This is a genomic window from Bradyrhizobium sp. Arg816 (genome assembly GCF_029989365.1).
In the GTDB taxonomy this organism is placed as follows: Bacteria; Pseudomonadota; Alphaproteobacteria; order Rhizobiales; family Xanthobacteraceae; genus Bradyrhizobium.
In genome coordinates this window covers 56,843-83,520 of sequence record NZ_JAPRAQ010000025.1, presented here as the reverse complement: position 1 = coordinate 83,520, position 26,678 = coordinate 56,843, and the positions used below count along the sequence as shown (strand labels likewise).

At 65.4% G+C, this 26,678-nt stretch carries 17 protein-coding genes; 13 read left to right on the top strand and 4 right to left on the bottom strand.

Features of this window, described 5'->3' with window-relative positions; all coding sequences use genetic code 11:
• Positions 1–48 precede the first annotated feature (48 nt).
• Complete coding sequence (locus OWC48_RS37695) at positions 49–6,489, bottom strand: non-ribosomal peptide synthetase (RefSeq protein WP_282524535.1); 6,441 nt, start codon at positions 6,487–6,489, stop codon at positions 49–51.
• A 135-nt stretch (positions 6,490–6,624) separates the two neighbouring features.
• Here OWC48_RS37695 and OWC48_RS37690 point away from each other — a divergent pair, with 135 nt between their 5' ends.
• From OWC48_RS37690 to OWC48_RS37680, 3 genes are all read left to right on the top strand, one after another.
• Positions 6,625–10,095 carry an AAA family ATPase gene (locus OWC48_RS37690; protein WP_282524534.1) on the top strand — a complete coding sequence of 1,157 codons (3,471 nt, stop codon included), beginning with the start codon at positions 6,625–6,627 and terminating at the stop codon, positions 10,093–10,095.
• A complete protein-coding gene (locus OWC48_RS37685; RefSeq protein WP_282524533.1) occupies positions 10,092–10,886 on the top strand; it encodes a protein-L-isoaspartate O-methyltransferase in 795 nt (264 codons plus the stop codon). Before OWC48_RS37690 ends, OWC48_RS37685 begins: the two co-directional genes overlap by 4 nt.
• A 95-nt stretch (positions 10,887–10,981) precedes the next feature.
• Entirely contained in the window at positions 10,982–11,935 is a 954-nt protein-coding gene (locus OWC48_RS37680) for a DUF6492 family protein (RefSeq protein WP_282524532.1), read from the top strand.
• A 9-nt stretch (positions 11,936–11,944) separates the two neighbouring features.
• Here OWC48_RS37680 and OWC48_RS37675 read toward each other — a convergent pair whose 3' ends face one another.
• A complete protein-coding gene (locus OWC48_RS37675; protein ID WP_282524531.1) occupies positions 11,945–13,009 on the bottom strand; it encodes an endo-1,4-beta-xylanase in 1,065 nt (354 codons plus the stop codon).
• Positions 13,010–13,363: 354 nt separating this feature from the next.
• On the opposite strand from OWC48_RS37675, the gene OWC48_RS37670 reads away from it, so the two are divergent.
• Positions 13,364–14,800: a lipopolysaccharide biosynthesis protein gene (locus tag OWC48_RS37670; RefSeq protein ID WP_282524530.1), complete on the top strand. Its 1,437-nt coding sequence runs from the start codon at positions 13,364–13,366 to the stop codon at positions 14,798–14,800.
• A gap of 9 nt (positions 14,801–14,809) precedes the next feature.
• Here OWC48_RS37670 and OWC48_RS37665 read toward each other — a convergent pair whose 3' ends face one another.
• A complete protein-coding gene (locus tag OWC48_RS37665) occupies positions 14,810–15,544 on the bottom strand; it encodes an SDR family NAD(P)-dependent oxidoreductase (protein WP_282524529.1) in 735 nt (244 codons plus the stop codon).
• 10 nt (positions 15,545–15,554) lie between these two features.
• Positions 15,555–16,595, bottom strand: coding sequence for a LacI family DNA-binding transcriptional regulator (locus tag OWC48_RS37660; protein ID WP_282524528.1), 1,041 nt, complete (start codon positions 16,593–16,595; stop codon positions 15,555–15,557).
• Between the two features lie 191 nt (positions 16,596–16,786).
• Here OWC48_RS37660 and OWC48_RS37655 point away from each other — a divergent pair, with 191 nt between their 5' ends.
• From OWC48_RS37655 to OWC48_RS37615, 9 genes are all read left to right on the top strand, one after another.
• Positions 16,787–18,088, top strand: a complete 1,302-nt coding sequence (locus OWC48_RS37655) for a sugar ABC transporter substrate-binding protein (protein WP_282524527.1) — start codon at positions 16,787–16,789, stop codon at positions 18,086–18,088.
• Between the two features lie 61 nt (positions 18,089–18,149).
• Positions 18,150–19,037 (top strand): carbohydrate ABC transporter permease, encoded by an 888-nt coding sequence (locus OWC48_RS37650; RefSeq protein WP_282524526.1) that lies wholly within the window; start codon positions 18,150–18,152, stop codon positions 19,035–19,037.
• Positions 19,038–19,041: 4 nt separating this feature from the next.
• Positions 19,042–19,869, top strand: a complete 828-nt coding sequence (locus tag OWC48_RS37645; RefSeq protein WP_282524525.1) for a carbohydrate ABC transporter permease — start codon at positions 19,042–19,044, stop codon at positions 19,867–19,869.
• An 8-nt stretch (positions 19,870–19,877) separates the two neighbouring features.
• On the top strand, positions 19,878–20,882 hold the full coding sequence (locus tag OWC48_RS37640; RefSeq protein WP_282524524.1) for a zinc-binding dehydrogenase: 1,005 nt from the start codon (positions 19,878–19,880) through the stop codon (positions 20,880–20,882).
• A 6-nt stretch (positions 20,883–20,888) separates the two neighbouring features.
• On the top strand, positions 20,889–21,962 hold the full coding sequence (locus tag OWC48_RS37635) for an ABC transporter ATP-binding protein (RefSeq protein ID WP_282524523.1): 1,074 nt from the start codon (positions 20,889–20,891) through the stop codon (positions 21,960–21,962).
• Complete coding sequence (locus OWC48_RS37630; RefSeq protein ID WP_282524522.1) at positions 21,959–22,918, top strand: sugar kinase; 960 nt, start codon at positions 21,959–21,961, stop codon at positions 22,916–22,918. The genes OWC48_RS37635 and OWC48_RS37630 overlap by 4 nt, the downstream gene beginning before the upstream one ends.
• Positions 22,915–23,952: a tagatose 1,6-diphosphate aldolase gene (locus OWC48_RS37625; RefSeq protein WP_282524521.1), complete on the top strand. Its 1,038-nt coding sequence runs from the start codon at positions 22,915–22,917 to the stop codon at positions 23,950–23,952. Before OWC48_RS37630 ends, OWC48_RS37625 begins: the two co-directional genes overlap by 4 nt.
• Before the next feature lie 48 nt (positions 23,953–24,000).
• The gene (locus tag OWC48_RS37620; protein WP_282524520.1) at positions 24,001–25,128 is read left to right on the top strand and encodes a mandelate racemase/muconate lactonizing enzyme family protein; all 1,128 of its coding nucleotides are present in this window, start codon (positions 24,001–24,003) and stop codon (positions 25,126–25,128) included.
• Positions 25,129–25,375: 247 nt separating this feature from the next.
• Positions 25,376–26,608 (top strand): branched-chain amino acid ABC transporter substrate-binding protein, encoded by a 1,233-nt coding sequence (locus tag OWC48_RS37615; protein ID WP_282524519.1) that lies wholly within the window; start codon positions 25,376–25,378, stop codon positions 26,606–26,608.
• Positions 26,609–26,678 lie beyond the last annotated feature (70 nt).

Genomic DNA, 26,678 nt, shown 5'->3' with positions numbered 1-26,678 from the left:
TCACAGCTTTGACGAGTGAACCTGTGTTCTCCCGTCCCGTACAGCCGGTCATGCCGCCCTGCGAGCGAGCAATCGGCCGAGCGGCGTGTTGGGGTGGGCGACGGCCGCATTCAGCAGCGCGACGAGATTCGCCATCCACTCACCGACCCTGTGGCCGTCGAGCAGCTCGCCCTTGTAATTGCATGAGCCGGTGATTCCGGTGGGGCGCTCCTTGAGCATCAGCGACAGCCAGGTCTGGTCGATCGGCAGCACCGGCTGGCCTTCGCGCGCGACGTTGCCGATCGATTCGATCGTGACGTCGGCCAGATCGAGCGGCTGGCGCAGCGGATTTTGCAGGGTGAAATAGACCTGGAGCAGCGAGGCCGGATTGATCCCCTCCTGCTCCAGATGGTCGGCCAGGATGTTGAACGGCAGCTCCTGGCGCGCATGCGCGTCGAGCACGCTCTGGCGCACCCGGGCCAGGGCTTGCGCGAACGACAGCTCCGGCGTGATTCGGGTACGGACGATCACCGTGTTCTCGAACGGACCGAGGACCCGGTCGGTATCGGGCTGGGCGCGATTGGCCATGGCGGTGGCGACCGAAATGTCGTTGCGGCCGCTCTGCGCGAGCAGCAGGGCTTTCAGGCCGGTGAGAAGGCACATGAACAGCGTGCTGTTATGCCGCCCGGCGAACGCCGTGAGCCGGCCGATCAGCTCGCGCTCGAGGCTGACGGGGTGGTGCCCGGTGGACGCGCCGGGGCTTGCTTCACCGTCGAAGACGGGGGCCGCGCCGCGCAGATTCTCCGTCCAGTCGGCGGCCTGACGGCGGGCGGCGTCGGTGCCGCACCACCAGCGCTGCCAGCGGGCGACATCCGAAAACGCGAGCGGCAGTTTCGGCAGCGGCACGGACGGACGCCCGGCCAGCGCCGCATAGCGGTTGGACAGCTCCTCGAACAGCACGCCGATCGACCAGCCGTCGGCAATGGCATGATGCAGCGTCAGCAGCAGCACATGATCGTCGGCATGGAGCCGCAACAGCCGCGCCCGCAACAACGGCGGCCGCGCGGTGTCGAACGGGGCGTAGGTCTCCTGCTCGATCAGGAGATCGATCTTCCTGAGTTCGAGTGCTTTGCGCCGCTTGTTGTCGTGGGGACGTCCGTCGCCGATGACCTCGATCGTGAGGACCGGTCCGAGTTCGCCGGGCGTGGCGATGCGGCTGACGGGCTCTTCGCCGCTGCGGCCGAATCCGGTCCGCAGCGATTCGTGGCGGCGCACGATGTCGCCGAACGCCTGCGCGAGGGTGGTCGGATCGAGCGGGCCCTGGAGGCGGAAGGCAAAGGGCAGGTTGAACAGCGGCAGGCCCGGCAGGTTCTGCTCGATCCGCATCATCTGGTCCTGTGCGATCGAGAGCGTTGGGAGCCCGCTTTCAGCAGGCCGCAGCATGCCTGTTGCCGGCTTTCGCGGCTTTGCTGCCACGGCCTCGTCAACCCGCCGGGCGAGTTCTTCGATCGTCGGAGCCTCGAAGATGGTCTTGATCGGCAGCGACACGCCGAGCGCACGGGCGACGCGCGCCATCGCCTGGCCCGCCAGGAGCGAATGGCCGCCGAGATCGAAGAAATTATCGGTCACGCCGAGGCCCTCGACCTTCAGCAGGTCGACCCAGATGTCCGAGAGCACTTTTTCGGTGAAGTGCCGCGCCGGCACGGCGGCGTCCGGTCCGGAGACGTCCTGCTGCGCGGGCGCCAGCAGCGCCGACCGGTCAATCTTGCCATGGGCATTGAGCGGCATCTGGTCCAGGAACAGGAATGCGGACGGAATGGCATGGCCCGGCAGCCGGCTCTTCAGGAAGTCGCGCAGCTCGCTGGCGCTGCTCTGGCTGCCGGCCCTTGCGACGATATGGGCGATCAGCCTGACATCGCCGCTCGCCTCGCGGCGCGGCTCGACGATGCCGGCGCGCACCGCAGGATGGTCGGCAAGCGCGTTCTCAATCTCCTTGAGCTCGATACGGTAGCCCCGGACCTTGACCTGATGGTCGGCGCGGCCGAGGCATTCGATGGTGCCGTCGGCGCGGCGGCGTGCGAGGTCGCCGGTCCGGTACAGCCGCGCGCCGTCCTGGCGCGAGAACGGATTGGGCAGGAAACGCTGACGGCTCTGCGCGGGATCGTTGATGTAGCCGCGGCCGACGCCGGCGCCGCCGATGCAGAGCTCGCCGGTCACGCCGACCGGAAGCGGCTGGAGGTTTTGATCGAGCACATGGAGCTGGGTGTTGGGCAGCGGCGCGCCGACCGGGACGTTGCTCGTCGCCGCCGCCGGCGCTTTGGTCAGGCGATGAAGCGAGACGTCGTCGGAACATTCCGACGCGCCATAGGCGTTGATCAGCGGCACCTTCGGGCAGCGGGCGAACCAGGCGCGGCAGAGATCGACGGGCAGCGGCTCGCCGGTCGAGATCAGGAGCCGCAATCCCGCAAAGGCGCGCTGGACCTGCGCTTCGTCCATGCGGTCGAGGATCAGGCGCAGCAGCGACGGGACGATCTCGAGCACGCTGATCCCTTCACGCTCGATCTCCCGCGCAAGCAGGATCGGGTCCTGCACGATTGCGTTGGCGCAGACATGGACGCGCGCGCCGACCATGGGACCGGCAAGGAACTGCCAGACCGAGATGACGAAGCTCTGCGGCGCAGTCTGGGCGATCACGTCCGTGGCCGTAAGGCCGAGCTCGGAAATGAGCGACGCCAGATGGTTCGACAGCCCGCGCTGCTCGATCATGACGCCCTTCGGCGCGCCGGAGGAGCCGGATGTGTAGATGAGATAGGCGAGGCTCGCGGCTGCGCGCCGCGCGGCGCGGGCCGGCCTGGTCGATCCGGGTGCGATCGCGTCCTCGAGCTCGGCGACATGAACGCGCTCGACCAGCGGTTCGAGCAGCGCCTCGACCATGATCGACTGGGCGCGCCCGATCAGCAGCATGCGGGCGCAGCTCGATCCAAGGATGGTCGCAAGCCGCGCCGGCGGCTGGTCGGGATCGAGATTGAGGAAGGCTGCGCCCACGCGCTGCGCGGCGATCATCGCGGCGAGCAGGTCGGGCCCGCGATCCGCAAGCAAGGCGACAACGCTCTCGGCGCCGACACCTTCGCGCGCGAGCCAGCGTGCGGCCGCCTGGCTGCGACGGGCGAGCTCGCGATAAGTCAGGGAGGTGCGGCCGTCGGAGACGGCGATCGCGTTCGGCGTCTTCTTCGCCTGGCGCTCGAGGCGTTCGCAAAGATTGCCGCGCGTGGTGAAATTGGCCACCACGCCCTGGCCTTTCGCCAGCAACTGCCGGCGTTCGGCCTCCGTCAGAAGCGGCAGGCGCGAGATGCGCTGCTCCGGATTGGCGATCGCGGCCTTTAGCAGGGTCTTGAACTGAGCGGCCATGGTTTCGATGGTCGCCGCGTCGAACAGATCGGTGGCGTATTCGAAGAAGCCGGTGAAGCGGCCGTCGGCCTCGACCAGTTCGAGCGTGATGTCGAAACGCGCGACTTTCGGGTCGACCTCCAGCCGCCGCGTCGACAGGCCCGGAAAACGTGCCGCCTCGATCGAGGCGTTCTGGAGGATGAACATGATCCGGAACAGCGGATTGCCGTCGCTCCGGCGCGCGATCTGGAGAGCGCGCAGCACTTCCTCGATCGGGAGGTCCTGGTTGCGGTAGGCATCCAGCGTGACCTGCCGCACCCGCCGCAACATCTCGCCAAAGCCCGGATCACCACCGAAATCATTGCGCAGGATCAGGGTGTTGGCGAACAGCCCGATCAGGCGCTCGCTCTCGATCTGGTTGCGGTTGGCGATCAGCGATCCCGTCGCGACATCCTCGTGTCCGGTGTGGCGGAACAGCAGGCACTGGAAAGCCGCAAGCAGCGTCATGAAAGGCGTGACGCCCTGGTCCTGGCTGAGCGCGCGCAGATCGGTTGATAGCGCCTTGGAGAATTCGAGATAGTGACGGGCGCCGTGACCGCTCCAGACCTCCGGCCTTGGCCGGTCGGTCCGCAGCGGCAGCGTGGTGACGCCGTCGAGCTGGGTCCGCCAGTAATCAAGCTGCTCCTTCGCCGCCGGCGTCTGAGCCCAGCTTTGCTGCCATAGCGCAAAGTCGCGATACTGGAAGGCGGGCGAGGGCAACGTCACAGCGCTAGTCTTGCGCGCGGCGGAATAATGGGCGGCAAGCTCCTCCCAGAACATCCGTTGCGACCAGCCGTCGGTGACGAGATGATGGACGTTGACCACCAGCGCGTGGCTGGATTTGTCGAACGACAGCAGGGTGACCTTCAGCGGCGGCTCGCGCGCCAGGTCGAACGGATATTGTGCGAGCTCGAGCGCCTCGCGCCGGATGATTGCGGCCCGCTTGTCCGCCGCGCAGGGCTTGAGCCTGATCCGCTCGAATCGCGGAGGTGATTGCAGCACAAGCTGCGCCGGCTCGCCCTCGCGTTCGATGAAGACCGAGCGTAGCGCCTCGTGGCGAGCGCAGATCGAGGCGAGGCTCGCAGAAAGCGCGGCGACGTCGACCAGGCCCTTGAGAACGGCGACTTCGACGACGTTGTAATTGTAACGGGTCGGATCGAGCCGCGAGAGCACATACATCCGCTGCTGCTGGAACGACAGCGGTGCGTCTGCCGCCGCCTGGCGCCATGCGGGCACCATCGTCTCGCGATGGGTTGTGGCGGTCTCGATTCGGGCCGCAAGCGCCGAGACCGTGGCGCAATCGAAGATGTCCTCGAAGGAGAAGTCGACATTGAAGCGTTCGCGCAAGCGCGAGCGCATCTGCGTCGCCGCGAGCGAGTCCGCGCCGAGCGCAAAGACATCCTGGTCGATGCCGACCTGCGGCAGCTCCAACAGACCGGCCCAGATCCCCGCGAGCTGGGTCTCCAGCGCGTTGCGCGGCAATTGCGCTTCGTCGCCATGCTCCGCGGTTGCGATCAGATCGGCCAGCGCGTTGCGCTTGACCTTGCCGCTCGCACCTTTCGGCAGTGCGGCCACGCCGCGGATCAGGCTCGGCACCTTGTACGCCGCAAGACGTTTGCGCGCGAACTGCCGAAGCTGGTCCGGAGTTGCTTCGGAATTCGGGCGCAGCACCACGACGGCGGCGACGTTTTCGCCGAGCTTCTGGTGCGGAACGGCGAACACGCCGGCCTCCAGCACCGCCGGATGGCTCAGCAGGACCTCTTCGACCTCCAGGGGCGAGATCTTCTGCCCGCCGCGGTTGATGACGTCCTTGATGCGGCCGACGATGAAGAGATAGCCGTCGGCATCGAGATAACCGAGGTCGCCGGTCCGGAACCAGCCGTTGCGGAAGGCGGCCCGTGTCGCCGCCTCGTCATTATAATAGCCGCGGCTCATGTTCGGCCCGCGCAGCATGATCTCGCCATGCTCGCCGCTCGCAAGCGTGCGGCCCGCCCCGTCCATGATCGCGATCTCGGGGCCCGCAGCGCGGCCGACCGATCCGATCTTGCGCAGCTCGAACGGATTGGCCGCGATCTGCGAGGCCGCTTCGGTCATGCCGTAGGTTTCGAGCACGGGAACGCCGAACATCGCCTCGAGCCCGTTCAGGATCGCGGGCGCGAGCGAGGACGAGGCCGAGCGGATCACGCGCAGCGACGATGACCGGGCGCGGTCCGGGTCGGCCTCGGCCGCCGTCAGCAGCGCGCGATGGATGGTCGGCACCGCCGTGTACCAGGTTGGTCGCAGCTCCCGCATCCAGCCGAAGAAGGACGATGCGTCGAAACCGTTGGTGCAGATCACGCTGGAGCCCGCGGCCAGCGCCGTCAGCAGGCCGGAGATCAGACCATGGGCGTGAAACAGCGGCAGGGCATTGAGCAGGCGGTCGTGGGCTGCGAGCGACAGCACGCGGCCGGCATTGTATGCGGACAGGCACACATTGCGCTGCGTCAGCGGCACCATTTTCGGCCGCGCCGCCGTGCCTGACGTCAACAGGATGAAGGCGTCATCGTCGCCGCGCGAGGCGCCGCTCGTGCAGGCCGGCCCGACTGCCGGGCCGATGAACGCGCAGCCGCCGAGATTGTCGTTCGGTCCCGGCACGAAATCGATCACCACGATATCGAGCGCCTTGGCAACGTCACGACTTGGTGAATTCATGTCGGCCCGGGTGACGAGCGCGGTTAGCTTCAATTCGCTGAAATAGCGTTGCAGCTCGTCGGCCGTCAGATCCGGATTGACGGGGACACAGGCGCCGGCCGAGGCGACCGCAATCAGCGCCAGTGCGCTGTCGGCGCCGCGCGGCAGCGCAACGGCAATCCGGTCGGCAGGGGCAATGCCGAGCCCCCGCAGGGTGCGGACCAGTTGCTGGATCAACTCACCCAGCTTGGCGTAGGTGAGGGCCGGCCGGCCCGGCGCGAGGAGAGCCGGTGCCGCCGGCGTCTTGCGTGCATAAAAGTCGAGAAGGCCGCCGATATCGGCAAAGGTCCTGGTTTCGGCGCCTGCGCTGTCCGAATCCTCTCCCGCTACGGATGCAATATGGGACAATGCCATTCCCTTTTGATCTGATTGAGCTATTCTTCCCAAGACTTAGGGAACGCGTCCAGTCTGAGGTGAAGTTCGGGCCCCAAAATCTGTGGTTGAGGGGCCTAAAGCCCTTCGACGGAGTTAAGGTCGGGCAGAATCACCATGCTGGAGAATGAGCCTGTTACGGAGACTGAAGGCGGCTTGAAGCGCTGGCTCGAAGGCGTCGGTCTTGGACATTACACCGATCTCTTCGCGCAGCACCGCCTCGATCTCGATGTCATGGGGGACCTGACGGAATCCGACCTGGTCGAGCTAGGATTGCCGCTCGGCGACCGCAAGCGGCTTCAGCGCGCGATGTCGGCGCTATTCCACGCCGAGACCGCAGAGAAGCCCGATGCGGCCGCGCGCCCGCAAGCCCGGACGGAAGTCGGTGCCGAACGGCGTCAGCTCACCACCATGTTCTGCGACATGGTGGATTCCACCTCGCTGTCGGTGCAATTCGATCCGGAAGACGTGCGCGACATGATCGCGAGCTTTCGCGAGACCTGCGTCCGGGTGGTGAAACATTACGAGGGGTTTGCCGCGCGCTTCGTCGGCGACGGTATCCTTGTCTATTTCGGCTATCCGACCGCGCATGAGGACGATGCCGAGCGATCGGTGCGCGCCGGGCTCGAGATCGTGCGGGTGCTGTCGACTGCGCGCGCGATCGAGCCGCGCGGTGCGCTGAGCCACGCCCCCGCCGTCCGCATCGGGATCGCAACCGGTCTCGTCGTGGTCGGCGACCTCGTTGGCCAAGGCACCGAGGAGCGCGATTCCGCGGTCGGAGAAACCGTCAATCTCGCCGCACGCCTGCAAGGTCTGGCGCCGCCCAACGGCGTCGTGATCTCGTCCTCGACACAGTCGCTGCTGAAGGGCAAGTTCGACTACCGCAATCTCGGTGTCCATGCGCTGAAAGGCATCTCGGAGAAGACGCAGGCTTGGCACGTGGTGCGCGCCTCGCGGGCGGAGACCCGCTTCGCCGCTGCCATGGGCGGGCGGTTGACGCCGCTCGTCAACCGCGAGGAGGAGATCGCGCTGCTGATGGGGCGCTGGCAGCAGGTCAAGGACGGCGACGGCCAGGTCGTGGTCAAGTTCGGCGAGCCCGGCATCGGCAAGTCGCGCATCATCCAGGAGATATTCGACCGGATCGCGGGCGACCGCCATGGACACGTCTCGTTCCAGTGCTCGCCCTATTACACTTCCACGGCGTTCTATCCGTTCTCCGAGCAGCTCAAATTCTCGCTCGGCCTCGACCGCGAGGATCCGTCCGCGACGTCGCTGGCGGGTCTGGAGACCGCGATCGCCGCCGCCCATGGCGACATCGAGCAGGTCACGCCGCTGTTTGCCGCGCTGCTGTCGATCCCGACCGGAGACCGCTATCCGCCGCTCGACCTGTCGCCGCAGCAGCAGAAGGATGCGACCGTCGCGGCGCTGGTCAATCATTTCCTCGGCCTTGCCCGCGACATGCCGCTGGTGATCGCGCTTGAGGATCTGCACTGGATCGATCCAACCTCCCGCGAGGTGATCGACCTCCTCGTTGACCGCGTGCAAAACCAGCCGGTCCTTGTCATCATCACTGCGCGCTCCGAATTCCAGCCGAGCTGGAGCGCGCATTCGCACATCACCACGCTGGTGCTGAACCGCCTGAGCCGGCAGCTGCGCACGACGCTGGTCGAGCGCGTCGCGGGCCGCGAGCTTCCCAAGGAGGTGGTCGAGGAGATCATCGTCAAGACCGACGGCGTGCCGCTGTTCCTGGAAGAGCTGACCAAGACCGTTCTCGAATCCAACCTCCTGACCGAGCGGCACGGGCGCTACGTGCTGTCGGGCCCATGGCGGCAGCTCGCGATCCCGGCGACCCTCACCGACTCGCTGATGGCGCGGCTGGACCGGATGGGGCCGTTCAAGCGAATCGCGCAGATCGGCGCCACCATCGGTCGCGAGTTCTCCTACGAGACGCTGCACGCGGTCGCCAACACGCCGGCGGAGCAGATCGAGGCCGCGCTCAATCATCTGGAGGAGGCCGGGTTGATCATGCGCCGCGGCCATCCTCCCGGCGCGCTCTACTCCTTCAAGCACGTGATGATCCAGAACGCCGCGCACGACAGCCTGCTGCACAGCGAGCGGCGCAAGCTGCATTCGCGGATCGCGCAGGTGCTCGCCGAAATGTATCCGGAGAAGACCGAGCGCGAGCCGGAGCTGCTCGCCCATCACCTCACCGAATCCGGCCAGAGCGAGGGTGCCGCCAGCTTCTGGCTCAAGGCAGGCAAGCAGGCGGCCAAGAGCGGCGCCAATCTGGAGGCGATCGGGCATTTGCGCCGGGGCTTGAGCGTCGTGCAGGCCAATGCGCGCATGCAGGGCGCCGACGAGATGGAGCTGGAGCTGCGCATCGCGCTCGGCAACGCATTGATTGCCGCCAAGGGCTACGCCGTGCAGGAGGTCGAGGAGAACTACATCCGCGCGCTCGAGCTCGGTCAACAGCTCGACGACGACGAGAAGGCCTTCGCCGCCACGCGTGGGCTCTGGGTCTGCCATTTCATCCGTGCCGATCTCAGCCGCGCGCACGATCTCAGCGTCGAGCTGTTGAAGTTTGCCAAGCGCGAGCGGCTGAACGAGCGCACGCAGCCGGCGCAGCAGACCGGATATCTGATCGAGGCGCACCGCTCGATCGCGATGACGATGCTCTATCGCGGCCGTTTCGCCGCCTCCCAGCATCATCTGCACCGCTGCATCAACCTCTATAGTCCCGATCTGCACTCCGATCTGATGGAACGGCACGGTACCGATCCCGGCGTCGTTTCGCTGTCCTATCTCGGCTATCTCCTCTGGTTCCTCGGCCGGCCCGACGCGGCGCGCCAGCACAGCGAGCAGGCGATCGCGAATGCCGAGAAGATCCGCCATCCCTTCACGCTCGCCTTCGCGCTCGTGTTCGGCGCCTATCTGTGCCAGCATTTGCGCGACGTCGAGGGCACGCGCGACCACGCCAACCGCGCCATGATCATCGCCACCGAGCACAATTTCCTGCACTGGAAGCAGCAGGCGGCGATCCTGCGCGGCTGGGCGCTGGCCCAGCTCGGCGAGGCCGACGAAGGTCTCAGCCAGATGCGCTTCGGCCTCGACGAATACGAGGCGATGGATTCCTGGCTCGCCGGCTGCTGGTTCCGCTGCCTGCTGGCGGAAGCCTATGCCAAGGTCGGGATGCGCGACGCCGCCTTGCGCGCGCTGGACGGCGCGCTCGCGACCGCGAGACGGACCGGCGATCACTCCTATCTCGCCGAGGTCTATCGCCTGCAGGGCGAGATCACGATGTCGGATGGTGATCCGGCATCGGTGCAGGAGGCCGAGGACCTGTTCGCCCTGTCGCTGGAGACTGCGCGCAAGCAGGGCGCGCTGTCATGGGAGCTTCGGACCGCCGTCAGCCTTGCGCGGCTGTCGCACCAAGCCGGCAAGCGGGAGCAGGCAAGCCTCCTGCTTTTGCCGATCCTCGGCAAGTTCAGCGAGGGCTTTTACACCCCGGACCTGAAGCAGGCGATGCAGCTCCTCAACGAGCTCGGCGGAGACGTGCCCGTCCGTGAACGGGCCGATGCGGTGAAATGAGCGATCTTGCCGCCGCGCGTGCGCGCTACGTCGAGTTGATTGCGAAGCGAGAGCGGATCTCCTCACCACGCCTGCTCGACGCGCTCGCCGCCATCCCGCGCGAGGATTTTCTGGCGAAGGGACCCTGGCGCATCAAGAGCGAGGCGGCGCGCAGCTACCGGTTGACGCCGGATGCCGATCCCGTTCGTCTCTACGACAATGTGCTGGTCGCGATCGATGCGCGCCGCAAGCTCGACACCGGGCTGCCGAGCCTGTGGGCGCACTTCATCGATCTGCTCGACGTCGGGGAGAAGGACCGCGTGGTCCAGATCGGCTGCGGTCTCGGCTATTTTTCGGCGGTGTTGTCGAAGATCGTGGGGCCCAAAGGCCGGGTGCATGCAATCGAATGCGACGGGCGGCTTGCGGCGCGTGCCGCGAATTACCTTCGCCCCTATCGCAACGTCGAGGTCGTGCATGGCGATGGATGCGAGGAGGTCGGCGAGCCGGCCGACGTGATCATCGTGCATGCCGGCTTCCCGCACCCGCATCCGCTCTGGCTTCAGTCGCTGCGTCCGCGCGGCCGCCTCCTAGCGCCGCTGACGCAGCGCGACCGCGAGGGCGCCGCCCTCAAGATCACGCGCAAGGGCAGGGGGTTCGAGGCCGAGGCGGTGCAGCAGATCCGGATCTTCCCCGGCCGGGGTCGCGGTGTGACCGCACTCGACGACCGCGTCGCCGACTGGTGGCAGCGCGCCTCCGCGCTGGCGCCGCTGCGTTTTCGCGGTATCGAGCAGGGGCTGCCGTCGGATGGCTAATGCTTCGTTTCGTTTTACCTTGATTCCGTTTGTGAGTTTCCAGCATCTCGCGGTGCGGCTATGAGTGCGGCTTGATGGCCATTTGAGCGCGCTCCATGCATTCCGTTGCCTTGCTGACCGCCAGCTACGCCAAGGATATCGAGCGCTTTTCGTTGCTCAGCGAGAGCATCGACACCTGGCTCTCGGGATACACGCGGCATTATGTTCTCGTTAACGATGAGGACGTGCCGCTGTTCGCGCGGTTCGCCTCCGACAAGCGCGTCATCGTTCCGGCCTCGAATTATCTACCGAAATGGCTCTGGGCGCTGCCGCCGGCGCTTCAGTTCCTCAGCAAGCGCCGGGTCTGGCTGTCGCTGCTGTCATCGCCGGTGCATGGCTGGCACATCCAGCAGATCCTGAAGATCGCCGGCGTCCTCAACGCGCCGGAGCAGCGCGTCTGCATCCTGGATTCGGACAATCTGTTCTTCCGTGAATTCGACGTCGGCCAATATGCCGGCGCCGAGAAGACGCCGCTGTTCGTCACCCCGAAGGACATCGGCGCTGACCACCCGTTGCACGGGCTGTGGCTGCGCACTGTCGATCAGCTTCTCGGTATCAAGGAGCGCTCGTTCCCGGCCGACGACTATGTCGGTAACGCACTTGTCTGGGATAGGGATACCGCGCGCGCGATGACCGATGCCATCAAGTCGGCGACGGGGTTGAACTGGGTTCTGGCACTGTGCCGGAAGAAGAAGTTCTCGGAATATCTGATGTACGGACACTTCGTCGCGAACTCGGCCGCGCATCTGGCGACCCATCGGGTCACCGAAGACAGCATCGCGGTCTCGCATTGGGACGACACGCCGCTCGACCGTCCCGCCATCGAAGCGATGATGCGCGCGGCCTCGCCTGAACAGGTCGCGCTCTGCATCCAGTCCTATTCGTCGACCTCGATCGACGACATCCGCGACGTGTTCCGCCTTAGCTCGCGGGATCGACGCAGCCCGAGCCTGTCTCCTGAAGATATGGGTGATGCGGCCGAATTCGAAGTGCCGGCGAAGACGCGCTAAGGCCGCGTCTCAGGCGCTCGTGAATTTGCTGATGACGTCCATGAACGGCTTCGGCTTGAACTCGCCGTCGAGCGGCAACGGGCGGTTCGGCTGCTTGTCCGCGCGGGCGAAGGTGCCGTTGATCCAGCTATAGCGATCCGAGAGGCCCCAGGTCAGGATCGAGCGGGCCGGGCCGCTGGTCGAGATCGCGGTCAGGAGATCGTCGACGCGCTTGGCGACGATGGCGTCGCGCTCTGCCGGATTGCCCGTCAGCTTCTGGTCGTCGACATCGAGCTCGGTGACGAGCACCTCGAGGCCCCAGGAGCGCAGCTCGGTGACGAATTCGGCGAGCCCATGCGTGTCGATCTCGAGCTCGGCGTGCAGATGCGATTGCAGGCCCACGGCGTGCAGCGGCACGCCCTGGTCGAGCAGGTCCATGATCAGGTTGCGGTACGCCGCGCGCTTGGCGATGAACGAGTCCTTCGCCGACTCGATGTCATATTCGTTGATCGCGAGCTTGACGAAGGGATCGGCCGCGGCCGCGGTGCGGAAGGCCAGCGGAATCCAGCTGTTGCCGAGATGCTGCGTCCAGAACGTATCGCGCCGGTCGGTGACCTTCTTGGGATTATCAGGGATCGGCTCGTTGACGACGTCCCATGACGTCAGCTTGTCCTTGTAATAGGACACGACGGTGCCGATGTGGTCGACGTACGCGCGCTCGACGCCCTTGGTGTCCTTGATCTGCTTGGCCCAGTCCGGAATGTCGTGATACCAGGCGAGCGCGTGGCCGCGCATCGTCAGGTCGTTCTCCCGCGCGAAATCCAGGATGGCGTCCGCGCGCTCGAAATTGAAGGTGTGCGCGTTGGGCCGCAGCATCGGCCATTTCAGCTCGAGCACCGGCACCACCTGGGTGCAATAGGTGCTGATGGCTTCGCCGAGCCTGGGATCGGCTTGCAGGTCCCAGAGCGTCGCCGCAGCGCCAAAGCCCGGACGGCGCTGCGCGAGTTTCGATGCCGGCGCGGCAGAGGCCGTTGCCCCCGCCGCGAGTGCTGCGGCGCCGCCGAGGAGAAATTCGCGTCTGTCGAGCCTGGTCACGGTGGGACGTTCCTTTTGGAACCAACGCGCCATCGTACCAAGCGGCGCCCTGCGACGCCGGAGTTTCCTGTCGTTGGGTTAACCTTTGCGGATGTCCGGTGCGTCGACGCGCGTGGCGCTGCATCGCTGTTCCAGTCTGGACCAGGGTTTCGTGCCGTGATCGCAGGAAGCGCTCCAGGGAAAGGGCAAATTTAACGCTAACGCGCGAAAGCGGCCTCTCAGCCTCATTCGCCGCCCGATCTGCAGACTTATGTGACACTCTTGACAGATGCTGCGGCGCAGTTCGTTCGCCCCGCCAAGGTCATTGATTAACGGCCGTCACCATCGCAACACCGTTGCCGGTCCTGTGCTCGCATGCTGAACCGCCATTTCTCGATTTATCTGGTCGCCTACATCCTGCCCGCAGCGGTAGGTTTCTTCGCGGTCACGGCCTACACACGGCTTCTGACGCCGGCCGAGTATGGCGTCTATGTCGTTGGCATCAGCCTTGCCGGCATATTGGGGGCGATCTTCTTCGCCTGGATCAAGCTGTCGGTGTCCCGCTATCAGGCGATGTCGGCGGAGGTGGATTTTCGCGGCACGGCGTTGGTCGCCTTCGGGCTGACGGCCGCGGTGCTCTGCGCCACCACGCCGCTGGTCTTTCTGTTCCGCAGCGACCTCAGTGTCGAGCTGCTGCTCGCCAGCATGTTCGTCGCGATCATGGCCAATGCCGTCGATGTCGGCCAGGAATTCGAACGCGCCAAATTGCGCCCCTACAGGTTCGCGGCGATCTCGATCGTCCGCAGCGTGTCGAGCGTCGGCTTTGGCCTGCTGGGCATCTGGCTCGGCTGGGGCGGGTTGGGACTGCTTGCCGCGTTCGGCCTGGGCTCGCTCACCGGCATCATTCTCAATCTCGTCGGCGATCGCACCGGGATCGCGCGCTTCGAGCGAAGCCAGTTCATGCAGTTGGCGCGCTACGGCCTGCCGCTGACGCTGGCCGGATTGTCCGTTGCGGTCTATTCGGCCTGCGACCGGCTGATTGTCGCTTATTTGCTCGGCAAGGACGCCGCCGGCATTTTCGGCGTCGCCGCCGATCTGCCGCGCCAGTTCATGGTCATGATCGCCTCCAGCGTCGCCGCCGCGACCGTGCCGCTGGTGTTCCGCTCGTTGTCGGAGAAGAACAACGAGACAACGCGGGAGCGGCTGAGCGAGAGCCTCGAATTGCTGCTCGTCGTCGTCGCACCCGTCGCCGTCTGGCTCGCACTCGCGGCCGACCAGGTCGCGGGCACGCTCGTCGGTGTCGATTTCCGCGCCGGCGTGTCGGCGCTGCTGCCGACGCTGGTGCTCGCGCGCTTCTTCGGCATCGCCAATCAATTCTATGTGCAGATCAGCTTCCAGCTCGCCGAACGGCCGTTCATGCTGGCGGCGCAGTCGTTCCTCACGCTCGTTCTGAGCGTGGCACTGATGTTCGCGCTGGTCGCCGGCTACGGCCTTTACGGCGCGGCGCTCGCCACCCTCGCCACCGAAGCGCTCGGCTTCGTCGTCGCCGTCACCCTGATGCACCGCGCCCATCCCGTGCCGTTCGACGTCAACCGCGTCGCCGGCGTTGCGGCTTCGGCTGCGGCGATGGCGGGCGCTATCCTCATTGCGCGGACGCAAGCCGGCGGTACCGGTATCGTGGCGTTGATGGTCGTCAGCTCCGTGGGCGGGGTTGCTTACGCCGCTGCGGCCTGGCTGCTCAACGTCGCGAATGTGCGGACGTTGTCGCTGCGCTTCCTGCGGACGTTCAACCGCAAGGCGCTGGGCGTGTAGGCCCGCGCGCTACCCCGCCAGAAACCCGCCATCGATGGCAACCACCGTACCGGTCGCGTATTGCGAGGCCGGCATGCAGAGGAAGGCGACCGCGCCGGCAATGTCCTCCGGCTGGCCCCAGCGCTTGAAGGCGGTGCGGTCGGCGATGCGCTGATAATGCGCAAGGTCGCTGCGGCCGGCGGCGTTGATCGTGGTTTCGATGTAGCCGGGCGCGACCGCGTTGATGCGGATGCCTTCTTCGGCCCACTTCAAAGCCAGCGCCTTGGTCAGCATCACGACACCGCCCTTGCTGGCGCAATAGGCGGGAATCCGCGGCAGCGCCAGCATCGCGTTCATCGAAGCGATGTTGACGATCGATCCTGTCTGCTCCGCGAGCAGGGGATGGAAGGCCATGCAGGTCCGGAACGTGCCGGTGAGATTGACGTCGAGCACCTTCATGAAGGTCTCGATCTCGAATTCCTTGTCGCGCGCAAGAATGCCGGCGCAATTGATCAGCGCGTCGACGCGACTGTGTTTCCGGGCGAAGGACGTGACGGCCGCGTCATCGGTGACATCGAGCGTCGCGAGCGTGAGGCCCGCGCGCGGCTTGAGGAGGGTGCGGGCAAGATCGGCCTCGTTCGCACCCGTTGCTGTCACTGTCGCACCCAGATCGCAGAATTGATTGCTGATGGCGGCACCAATGTCGCCGGCGCCGCCGATTACGACGGCATGGAAGCCGGGGGCGAGGGAAAATTTCGAATTCATCGGGAGTGTCTCACTTCAGGGATTTCGGAGGCGCAGCCGTCGACTCGCGGACGACCAGCGAGAAGTCGATCTCGCGATGCATGATGGTTTGCTCGCCGGCGAGGCTGCGCACCAGATATTCTCCGGCGCGCTGCCAGGTTTCTCCGGTCGGTACGTGGATCGTGGTCAGGCTCGGCCGCAAATGCCGGCTCCAGTCGAGGTCGTCGAAGCCGACCACCGACAGGTCGCGCGGCACCGAAAAGCCGCTGCGCTCGGCTTCGAGCAGCACGCCGTAGGCGATCACGTCGTTGCCGCACACGACGGCTGTGGGACGATCCTTGAGCCCCAGGAGATAGCGCGCCGCTTCGCGGGCGTCGTCCAGCGTATAGGGCACCTCGACATGCCATTGCGAAGGCAATTCGAGTCCGTTCTCGGTGAGCGCGCGGCGAAAGCCGGCGACGCGCGCGCTGGCGCGGTCGTTGTTGCGCTGGAGTGCCGACACGATCCCGATGCGGCGGTGGCCGAGCTCGATGACATGCGCGGCAGCGCGATGGGCGGCGGCTTCGTTGTCGGTGCCGACGCAAGGATAGGGCCGGTCGGGCTGGTAGATGCCGACATTGATGAAGGGCACCGCGTTGTCCGCCAGCAGCTTGCGCAATCCGTCGTGATGGCAATCGCCGCGCAGCACGAGGCCGTCGACACCGCGGCTGATCAGATTGCGCGCCTGCTGCAATTCGACGTCGAGATCGTAGCCGCTCGTCGTAAGGAACAGCATGTATCCGACCGACGACAGGTATTGCTGCAGCGAGGCGATGCCGCGTGCGAACATCGTGTTGTCGATCGTCGGCACGATCGCGCCCAGGGTGCGGGAGCGACGCGACGACAGGATGCGTGCCGGCGCATGCGGAATGTAGCCGAGTGCGTCGATGGCCTGCTCGATGCGCGCCCGCAAGGAAGGGCTCACCGCGTCGGGGTTGTTGAGGGCGCGCGAGACCGATGCCGTCGAGACGCCGGCACGGGCCGCCACGGCGCGGATGCCCTGCTTCACAGACTTGGCGTTGGTCAGTCTCATGAATGTAACGTTACATCGGGCGCAGCGAACCGCATGGTAGCGGCAATGTCGCAAATCTGCCGCAGATTGCGCGGCTTGTCCATCGCTTGACACGGCGGATGTGAGGTCTATTTTGTAACCGTTTTCAAGTGCTGCTCAAACGTTTCAAAATGGTCCGCCAGCTTAAGGCGGCCAGCCGGGAGGAGAGTTCGATGAAGGCCAGGATGCTCGCGACCCACGTCGCGTTGCCCGTTCTCGCGATTGCTGCGGCGACTGCGCAGGCGCACGCCGCCGATTTCGACTGGATGAAGTTCAAGGGCAAGACCATCACCTTTCTCGCCAACAACAATCCGGTCTCGCAGGCGCTGCTGACCTACAAGGCCGATTTCGAGAAGCTGACCGGCATGACCCTCAAGGTCGATGGCTATCAGGAGCAGCAGATGCGCCAGCGTCTGGTGACCGTCATGAATGCGAACAGCGACGAGGTGGACGTGTTCATGACGCTGCCCTCGCGCGAGGGCGAGCAGTTCGCCGCCGCCGGCTGGTACGGCGATCTCACCGCGATGGCCAAGAACGAGGTAGCCGGGGAATACGACCCCAACGGATTGAGCCAGGCCCTGCTGAAGGCCGCGACCTTCGGCGGCAAGCTGACCAGCATGCCCATGAACATCGAAGGCCCGATCTTCTATTACCGCACCGACATCTTCAGGAAGTGCGGCCTCGAGGCGCCGAAGACGATCAAGGACGTCGAGGCCGCTGCCGAGAAGATCAAGAGCTGCGACAGCACCGTGACACCGTTCGTCTCGCGCGGCCTCAAGCCCGCGATTGCCTATACCTTCAGCAACATGCTGCACAATGTCGGCGGCAGCTATATCGCAAACGGCAAGTCAAACCTCTGTTCGGCCAAGGGCAAGGAAGCGCTCGACACCTATAGCCGGCTGCTGCGCGATTTCGGACCGCCTGGCGTCGTCAATTACAGCTTCCAGCAGATTTCGGCGCTGTACCGCGGCGGCCGCGCCGCGATGGCGTTTGAGTCGTCGAACGAGTTGCGTACGGTGATGGAAGGCGGCGCGCGCTTGAAAGACACCGGCCTGCTGCCGTTCCCGGCGGGCGATGCCGGCCAGGTGCCGACCACGATTGGCTGGGGCATGGCAGTGTCCTCGCACAGCAAGCAGCCGGATGCGGCCTGGTACTTCGTGCAGTGGGCGACCAGCCCAGAGGTGCAGAAGAAGATGGCGCTTCAGGGCATTGCCCCGCCGCGTCCGTCGGTCGCCAAGGATCCTGAATACCGCAAGTGGATCGACGAGGAGCCGGTCCGCAAGGAATGGCAGGCCGCGCTCGACGTGCTCGCGACGAAGGGCTCCTCCGAGGTCGGCTATCCCATCGTCGCCAATCCGCAATCGCGCGAGTTCATCGGGCAGGCGGTGCAGGATCTGATCCTGAAGCAGAAGACCGTCGATCAGGCTTGCGCGGATGCCGACAAGGCGCTGGATGCGCTGATCGCGCTGAACTAACCGCCTCATGCCGGCAGGCTTGCTGCCTGCCGGCATCTCCTCACGATAAGGAAACGGACTCATGTCGGCTACGGCTGCGACATCGACGCAGGACCGGCAGAAGCTGGAGATGGTGGCCCTCTCGGCGCCGGCCGTGGTCTTCACGGTCGCGATGATCGCGTTTCCGGTCGTCTATACGATCTGGCTCGGCTTCCAGACCTTCTCCTCGACCGGCAAGCAGTCTTTCGCGGGCCTCGCCAATTATTCGAAGCTGATCTCCGATTACGAATTCTGGCACGGGCTGTGGATCACCATTGCGCTATTCGTGCTGTCCTTGGTGCTGCAGCTTGTCTTCGGCGTCTGGCTGGCGCTGGTGCTGTTCCACGCCAAGCGGTTGCCGGGCATCGTGCGCTCGTTGTTCATTTCGCCCTTCATGATGCCGCCGGTGGTGGCGGGCATGATGTGGCTGGTGATCCTCGATCCGTCGCTCGGTGCTGCCAACTATATCCTCCAGTCGTTTGGCCTGCCGCCGTCGGACTGGCTGGCCTCGCCGACCTGGGTCATTCCGACCGTGGCTCTGATCGACAGCTGGCAGTGGACGCCCTATGTCGCCCTGATCGTGCTGGGCGGCCTGCAATCCCTGCCGCCGAGCGTCTACGAGGCGGCGCAGATCGACGGCGCGTCTCCATTCAAGACTTTCCAGCGCATCACGCTGCCGCTGCTGCTGCCGACCATCGTCACCGCGGCGATCCTGCGCAGCGTCGATCTGCTGCGCTTCTTCGACATCATTTACATCACGACCCAGGGCGGCCCGGGCAACGCCTCGAACACGCTCAACATCTACGGCTTCAGGGTCGGCTTCGAATTCTTCAACTTCGGCTACGCCAGCGCCCTGATGCTGACGCTGACGGCGATCGTGTTCGGTGCCGTGCTCGCCTTCAATCGCCTCCGCGGCGCGGTGGCCTGGTGATGTCATGAACGATGCCGCCAACACCGACCGCTGGATCCGCTGGCTCAACACGATGCAGCTCGTGCTCGCCGGCGTGCTCATCATGGCGCCGACGGTCTGGATGGTACTGTCCTCGTTCAAGCCGTCGTTCGAGGTCACCGCATATCCGCCGACGCTGAGCTTCTCGCCGACGCTGGAAAACTACGTCGAGCTGACCAGGACCACGCCGTTCCTCAGCTACGCGCTCAACAGCCTCATCGTCACCGTCGGCTCGACCACGCTGGGGCTGGTGTTCGGGATTCCTGCTGCGTTCGCCGTGTCCTGGACGCGAATTACGTGGCCGGCGATCCTGACGCTGGCGGCGCGCATGGCGCCGGGCACGCTGTTCCTGCTGCCGTGGTACGTCATGTTCCGGCAAATCGGCATGATCGGCTCCTACACTGCGCTGATCCTCAGCCATGCGGTCATTACGCTGCCGATCGTGATCTGGGTTCTGCTGCCGTCCTTCGACGGCATTCCGCGCAGCGTGTTCGAGGCGGCGCAGGTGGATGGGTGCAGCGTCACGCGCATCCTCTGGCGCATCGCGCTGCCGCTGGTGGCATCAGGCGTCGCCGTTTCGGCGATCCTCGCCTTCGTGTTTTCGTGGAACTACTTCCTGTTTGCGCTGGTGCTCTCCAACGGCGACACCAAGACGCTGATCGCGGCGGCCTTCAACTTCATCGGCGAAGGCTCGACGCAATGGGGTGCCCTCATGGCTGCGGCGACGCTGATCGCGTTGCCGCCGCTGGTGCTGGCGGCCCTGGTTCAGCGCTGGCTGGTGTCCGGACTGACGCTCGGTGCGGTGAAAGGCTAGGTATCGAAATGAACGTGTCGCCCCGTCCGAATTCGATCATGCAGGCCGCGGTCTTCCACGGCAATGACCGCATCACCATCGAGCGCATCGCGATGCCCAATGTCGGCACAGGTGAAGTGCTCGTCCGCGTCTCGCGCACCGCGCTGTGCGGCTCCGACTTCAAGCTCTGGCACAAGGGCGCCGAGTTCACTGCGGGCCACGAGATCTTTGGCGTGGTCGAGCAGCCCGGTCATCGCCTGCACGGTCGCCGCTGCGCCGTCTATATCCCCTTGCACTGCGGCCACTGCGCCGCTTGCAAGCGCGGCGATACCCAGATGTGCCTGGAAGTCTCCAGCCTGATCGGCTGGAACAGGCCGGGCGGTTATGCCGAATATGTGCCGGTGCCGGAAAACTGTTTGCTGCCGGTGCCTGACGATATCGAGGACAGCCTTGCGCCGCTGCTACTCGACACCATCGGCACGTCGGGCCACGCCGTGCGCTTCGTCAGCCGCGTCGTGCCGCCGAATGAGGCCGGGCCGGTCCTCGTGATGGGCGCGGGGCCGGTCGGTCTTGGCGTCGTGCTGGCGCTCCGCGCGCTCGGCTACGACGACATCCACGTTGCCGATCCCAACGCGGCACGGCTGAAGATCGCGCGGTCCTTTGGCGCAAAGGCGCATCCCGTCGGCGACACTTCGAAGCGCTTCGCCCTCATCATGGAATGCTCCGGCGCCCATGCGGCGCGCAACCTCGGCATCGAGCTGGTCCTGCCGCGCGGCGCGCTGGTGCTGGTCGGCGAGAACGCCGCGCCCTGGACCATCGAGGAAGGCAAGGTCTTCCGCCGCAAGGATTTTTACATGATCCGGACCTTCTATTTCCCGGTCTCGGATTTCGAGCCGAATGTCGAGCTGCTGCGCAAATACAAGGACGAGTACCGCGTCCTCGTCGACGGCGAGTTCGGCCTACAGGCTCTGCCCGAAAATTTCGCCCGCTTCGCCAAGGGCGAACTGATCAAGCCCGTGCTGGCGCTGGACTGAGCGATCATGGCCTCGATCTCGATCCGCAACCTCACCAAACGCTACGGCAATTTCACCGTGATCCCCGATCTCAATCTGGAGATCGCGGACCATGAGTTCGTGGTCTTCGTCGGCCCGTCCGGCTGCGGCAAGTCGACCTTGCTGCGGGTCATCGCGGGCCTCGAGCCGATTTCGTCGGGCGATCTCTATATCGGCGACAAGCGCGTCAACGGCGTGCAGGCCGCGCAGCGCGACATCGCCATGGTGTTCCAGGATTACGCGCTCTACCCGCACATGCGAGTCTACGACAACATGTCGTTTGCGCTGGAGCTGCGGGGCACGCCGAAGGCCGAGATCGACGCCCGCGTGAAGCGTGCGGCCGCACTGCTGCACATCGAGCCCTATCTCGATCGCAAGCCGAAGGAGTTGTCCGGCGGCCAGCGCCAGCGCGTCGCCATGGGCCGCGCCATCGTACGCAATCCCAAGGCCTTTTTGTTCGACGAGCCGCTCTCCAATCTCGATGCGAAGCTGCGCGGACAGGTGCGGGCGGAGATCAAGGCGCTGTCGCAGGAGCTGAAGACCACCATGGTCTTCGTGACACATGACCAGATCGAGGCCATGACCATGGCCGACCGGATCGTCGTGCTCCAGAGCGGCACGATCCAGCAATACGATACACCGGAGACGGTTTACGAGCGGCCCGCCAACCAGTTCGTCGCCGGCTTCATCGGCTCGCCCGCGATGAATTTCTTCCCGGTCGAATGGCGTCAGGAGCGCGCGATCCTGTCGCAGGGCGGAACGGTGGTGCCACTGGACGGCGAGACCGCTGGCCGCCTGAGCAAGGCCGGCAACGCCGTGGTGGGCATTCGCCCCGAACACTTTGCCATCGCCACTGATGCTGCCGATGGCATCGCCATCAACGTCAAGCTGGTCGAGCCGCTCGGTTCGGACACGCTGATCCATTTCGATGTCGCCGGCGGCTCCGCCATCGCGCGGGTCGATCCGGCGCTGCGGCCGAAGGTCGGCGATCGCCTAAGCCTGCGTCCGCAGCCGGGCAAAACGCATTTGTTCGCTGCATCCAACGGACAGGTCTTGCGGTGAGTGCGTCGGCAAACATCGACGATCTCTCGGCGCTGGCCGACCTCGCGTCCGGCACGAAGCCCGTGCACGTGATCTGCCTCGGCCTGTCCGCGCTCGACCAGGTCTGGCGCGTCGATCGGCCGTTCGCGGGTGGAAGCGAGAAGATCAAGGCGGTCGAGTACGGCACGCTCGGCGGCGGTATGGCCGCCAATGCGAGCGTGGCCGTGGCAAAGCTCGGCGCATCCATCGCGTTCTGGGGGCGGGCAGGGAATGACGCCGCCGGCCATGAGATGAAATCGGCCTTCACGGCTGAAGGCGTCGATGTCGAGAATTTCCGGCTGTTTCCCGATGGCCGCTCGTCCGTGTCCGGGGTCATCGTCGACAGCTCCGGCGAGCGGCAGATCGTGAATTTCCGTGGCCTTTACCCGGAAACCGCAGACTGGCTTCCGCTCGAAGCCGTCGCGCGCGCCTCCTCCGTGCTGGCCGATCCGCGCTGGGTGGAGGGAGCTGCGACGCTGTTCCGGGAAGCCCGGGCGCGCGGCATTCCGACGGTGCTCGACGGCGACATGGCCGATGCCGAGGTATTCGAACGGCTGCTGCCCTTGACCGACCACGCCATCTTCTCCGAGCCCGCGCTCGCCGCCTTTGCCGGCTCGGCCGAAGATAAATCTCTCACAGCCCTTGCGCGTTTCGGCTGCCGCGTCGTCGCCGTCACGCGCGGCGAGGGTGGCGTGAGCTGGTACGAGAACGGCCAGCTGCACCGGCAGGCGGCCTACGCCGTCGACGTCGTCGACACCACAGGCGCGGGCGACGTCTTCCACGGCGCCTATGCGCTCGCGATCGGCGCCGGCCTCGACGTGCGCGCCGCCATGGCGTTCTCGGCGGCGACGGCCGCCATGAAATGCCGCCACGCCGGCGGTCGTAACGGAATCCCCGATATCAACGAGTGTCTTGTATTCATGAGGACGAAGCCATGAGAACGATTGGAAAGAACCGCGGCCTGGCACGGCTTGCTGACGCGGATGGCCATTTTCGCATGGTCGCGCTGGATCAGCGGCCGCCATTGTTCGATGCCATCGCGAAGGCGAAGGGGATCACGCGGGACCAGGTCGAATATTCCGACGTCACGGCGGCCAAGCGTCTCCTGGTCGAGAACCTCGCGCCGCATTGCAGCTCGATGCTGTTCGACCCGAACTTCGCAGTGCCTGCCGCGATTGATCTGCTGCCGCCGCGCTGCGGCCTGATCATGACGCTGGAAGAGCACCGCGTTGAGGAAACCGCGGGCGGCCGCAAGTCGCGCGCGATCACCAATTGGAGCGTGGAAAAGATCCGCGCGATGGGCGGCGACGCCGTCAAGGTGTTGGCCTGGTACAGGCCGGACGCCGATGCCGCCGTGAACGAGCACCAGAAGCGCTTCGTGCGCGAAATCGGCGAAGACTGCGCCCGTCACGATATCCCGTACGTGCTCGAGTTGCTGGTCTACCCGTTCCTCGGCAGCGCCAATCACACGGCCGATTACGTGGAATCGCCCGGCAAGCTCCCGGGCCTCGTCATCGACAGCGTGCGCGAATTCGCCAAGCCTGAATACGGCGTCGATCTTCTCAAGCTGGAGAGCCCGCTTGCAGCCAACAGCCTGCCGGCGCGTGACGGCGGCGCGGCAGCAAAGGCCGCGCAGAAGGAGTTCGATGCGATCGGTGATATCTGCCGCGAACGCAGCATCCCCTGGGTGTTGCTGTCGGGCGGCGCTGCGCCTGAAAAATTCGAGCGCGTGCTCGACTACTCCTATGCCGCAGGCGCAAGCGGCTTCCTGGCGGGCCGCACCATCTGGCTGGATGCCGTCCTGAAGAACTTTCCGGACCGCGCAGCGGTGTCGGCCAGCCTGCGCAAGGATGGCCTCGGGGTGCTGGAACGGCTCAATCAGCTGACCACGGCCAAGGGCACGGCGTGGAAGGCGCGCTTCCCGGCGTTCGCTGATATCAAGCAGGAAGGTGACTTCGCGCGCGTCTACTGAGATGGTAACGGTCCCGCGTGGTCTCAACTCGGTCGCAGGACCTGCAATATGACGACAGGCAGCTTCACCATCCGCTCGATCGAGGCCTTCTGCTATCGCTATCCCCTGGCGACGCCGGTGGTGACGTCGTTCGGCAAGATGCTCACCCGCCCGGCCATCTTCGTTCGCGCGATGGACGAGGACGGTGTCGAGGGGTGGGGTGAAGCCTGGTCCAACTTTCCTGCACCGGGCGCCGAGCACCGTGCCCGGCTTGTCAATGAAGTGCTTGCGCCCGGCCTCGTCGGGCGCAAGTTCGACGGTCCTGCTCAGGCCTTCGAGGCTCTGACCAAGGGCACCGAGGTGCTCGCGCTTCAATGCGGCGAGCCCGGTCCGTTCGCGCAGGCGATTTCGGGCATCGATCTCGCGCTGTGGGACCTCTCCGCGCGTCGGCAGCGCTTGCCGCTGTGGCGGCTTCTCGGTGCGCAGTCGCGCAGGATCAAGGTCTATGCCAGCGGGATCAATCCGGGCGGCGCCGCGCAGACGGCCGAAGCCGCGCTCGCGCGTGGCCATCGCGCGTTGAAGCTGAAGGTCGGCTTCGGTGCCGAGACCGATCTCGCCAATCTGGCCGCGCTGCGCGCGATCGTCGGTGCGGGCATGCTCGCCGCCGATGCCAATCAGGGCTGGTCGGTCGATCAGGCGCTGGAGATGCTGCCGCGGTTGGCCGCGTTCGATCTGCGCTGGCTGGAGGAGCCCATCCGGGCCGACCGGCGGCGCGAGGAATGGCGCAGGCTGCGGGCGTGCGCGACGATGCCGATTGCCGCCGGCGAGAACATTTCGAGCGTCGAGGGATTCAAGGACGTCCTGGCCGAAGACGTGCTCGGCGTCGTTCAGCCCGACATCGCGAAATGGGGCGGGCTGAGCGCGTGCGCTGGCCTGGCGCGCGACATTCTGAAGGCGGGCAAGACGTTCTGCCCGCATTATCTCGGCGGCGGCATCGGACTGCTCGCCTCGGCGCATCTGCTGGCGGGCATCGGCGGCGACGGCTGGCTCGAGGTCGACGCCAACGACAATCCGCTGCGCGACCGGTTCTGCGGTGCCGTTGCCAATGTCACTGATGGTACGATCGTCCTCGGCGAGGAACCGGGGCTCGGATTCACGCCAGACCTGTCGGGAATCGCGGACTATCGCAGCCTGTAGACGGCTGCGACACCTGCGTCGTCGGGCGCCCCGCGCAGGCGAGTTTCCGCTTGCGTTCTATTCCTCGTCGCGGAAAGCTGCCGGCGAGACGGGCAGCCGCCTTCACATTTCATAACGATGGCCGGAGCCATGTCTCGCCGAGCTTGAAAATCAAAGTTCGTTCTGCTCATTAGGGATCTGCAATTGCGCTGCAACATGCGCAAAAAGCCCATCGACTAAAGTCGATAGCCAGCGAGGAAACGAAAAAATGCGCAAGCTCACTTTGGCCATTGCCGTGATCGCCCCGATGCTCGGTCATGCCGCGTCGGCTGAGGACACTCTCAAGATCGGCTACATCGATCCGCTCTCCGGCGGTGGCGCCAGCGTCGGCGAGGGTGGTCTGAAGACATTCCAGTATCTTGCCGACGAGCTCAACGCCAAGGGCGGCATTCTCGGCCACAAGATCGAGATCGTGCCGCTCGACAACAAGACCAATCCGCAGGAGAGCCTGGTGCAGGCCCAGAAGGCGATCGACGCCGGGGTCCACTACATCACGCAAGGCAACGGCTCATCCGTCGGCGCGGCGCTGTCGGATTTCGTCACCAAGAACAACACGCGCAATCCCGGCAAGGAAGTGCTGTACTTCAACTACGCCGCCGTCGATCCCAGCCTGACCAACGAGAAGTGCAGCTACTGGCATTTCCGCTGGGATGCGAGCTCCGACATCAAGATGGAGGCGCTCACCAACTACATGAAGGACACCGCCTCGATCAAAAAGGTGTACCTGATCAACCAGGACTATTCGTTCGGTCAGTCCGTCCGCTCCGACGCGCGCAAGATGCTCGGTGCCAAGCGGCCCGACATCCAGATCGTCGGCGACGAGCTGCATCCGCTGCTGAAGGTCACCGATTTCTCGCCCTATATCGCCAAGATCAAGGCGTCCGGCGCCGACAGCGTCGTCACCGGCAATTGGGGCCAGGACTTCGCGCTGCTGCTCAAGGCTGCCGCTGACGCCGGCCTGAAGGTCAACTGGTACACCTATTATGCCGGCGGCGCCGGCGGCCCCACTGCCGTCAAGCAGACCGGTCTCGATCATCAGGTCTTCCAGATCACTGAAGGCTTTGCGAATTCCGGCAACAAGGCCGCGATGGATTACGAGAAGGCGTTCCGCGCCAAGGTCAATCTGTCGCTCTGGTACCCGCGTGCGGTCAACGAGATGCGCATGTTCAAGGCGGCGGCCGAGAAGGCCAACTCGATCGATCCTGTGAAGGTGGCGGCGGCGCTCGAGGACCTGAAGTTCGAGGTTCTGGACGGCGGCACCGGCATCATGCGCAAGGACGACCACCAGTTCCTTCAGCCGATCTACATTTCGTCCTTCGGCAAGCTGACCGAGAACGAGCCGTTCGACGAGGAAAGCACCGGTTGGGGCTGGCACCTCGTCTCCAAGGTCGACACGCCGCAGGCCATGGTCTCCACGACCTGCAAGATGGCGCGGCCGTAATCACGACATCCGTCGTTTTCCCGCGGCCGACATCGGTCGCGGGAAGGCGGTGGCCGGACTATTCTTGATT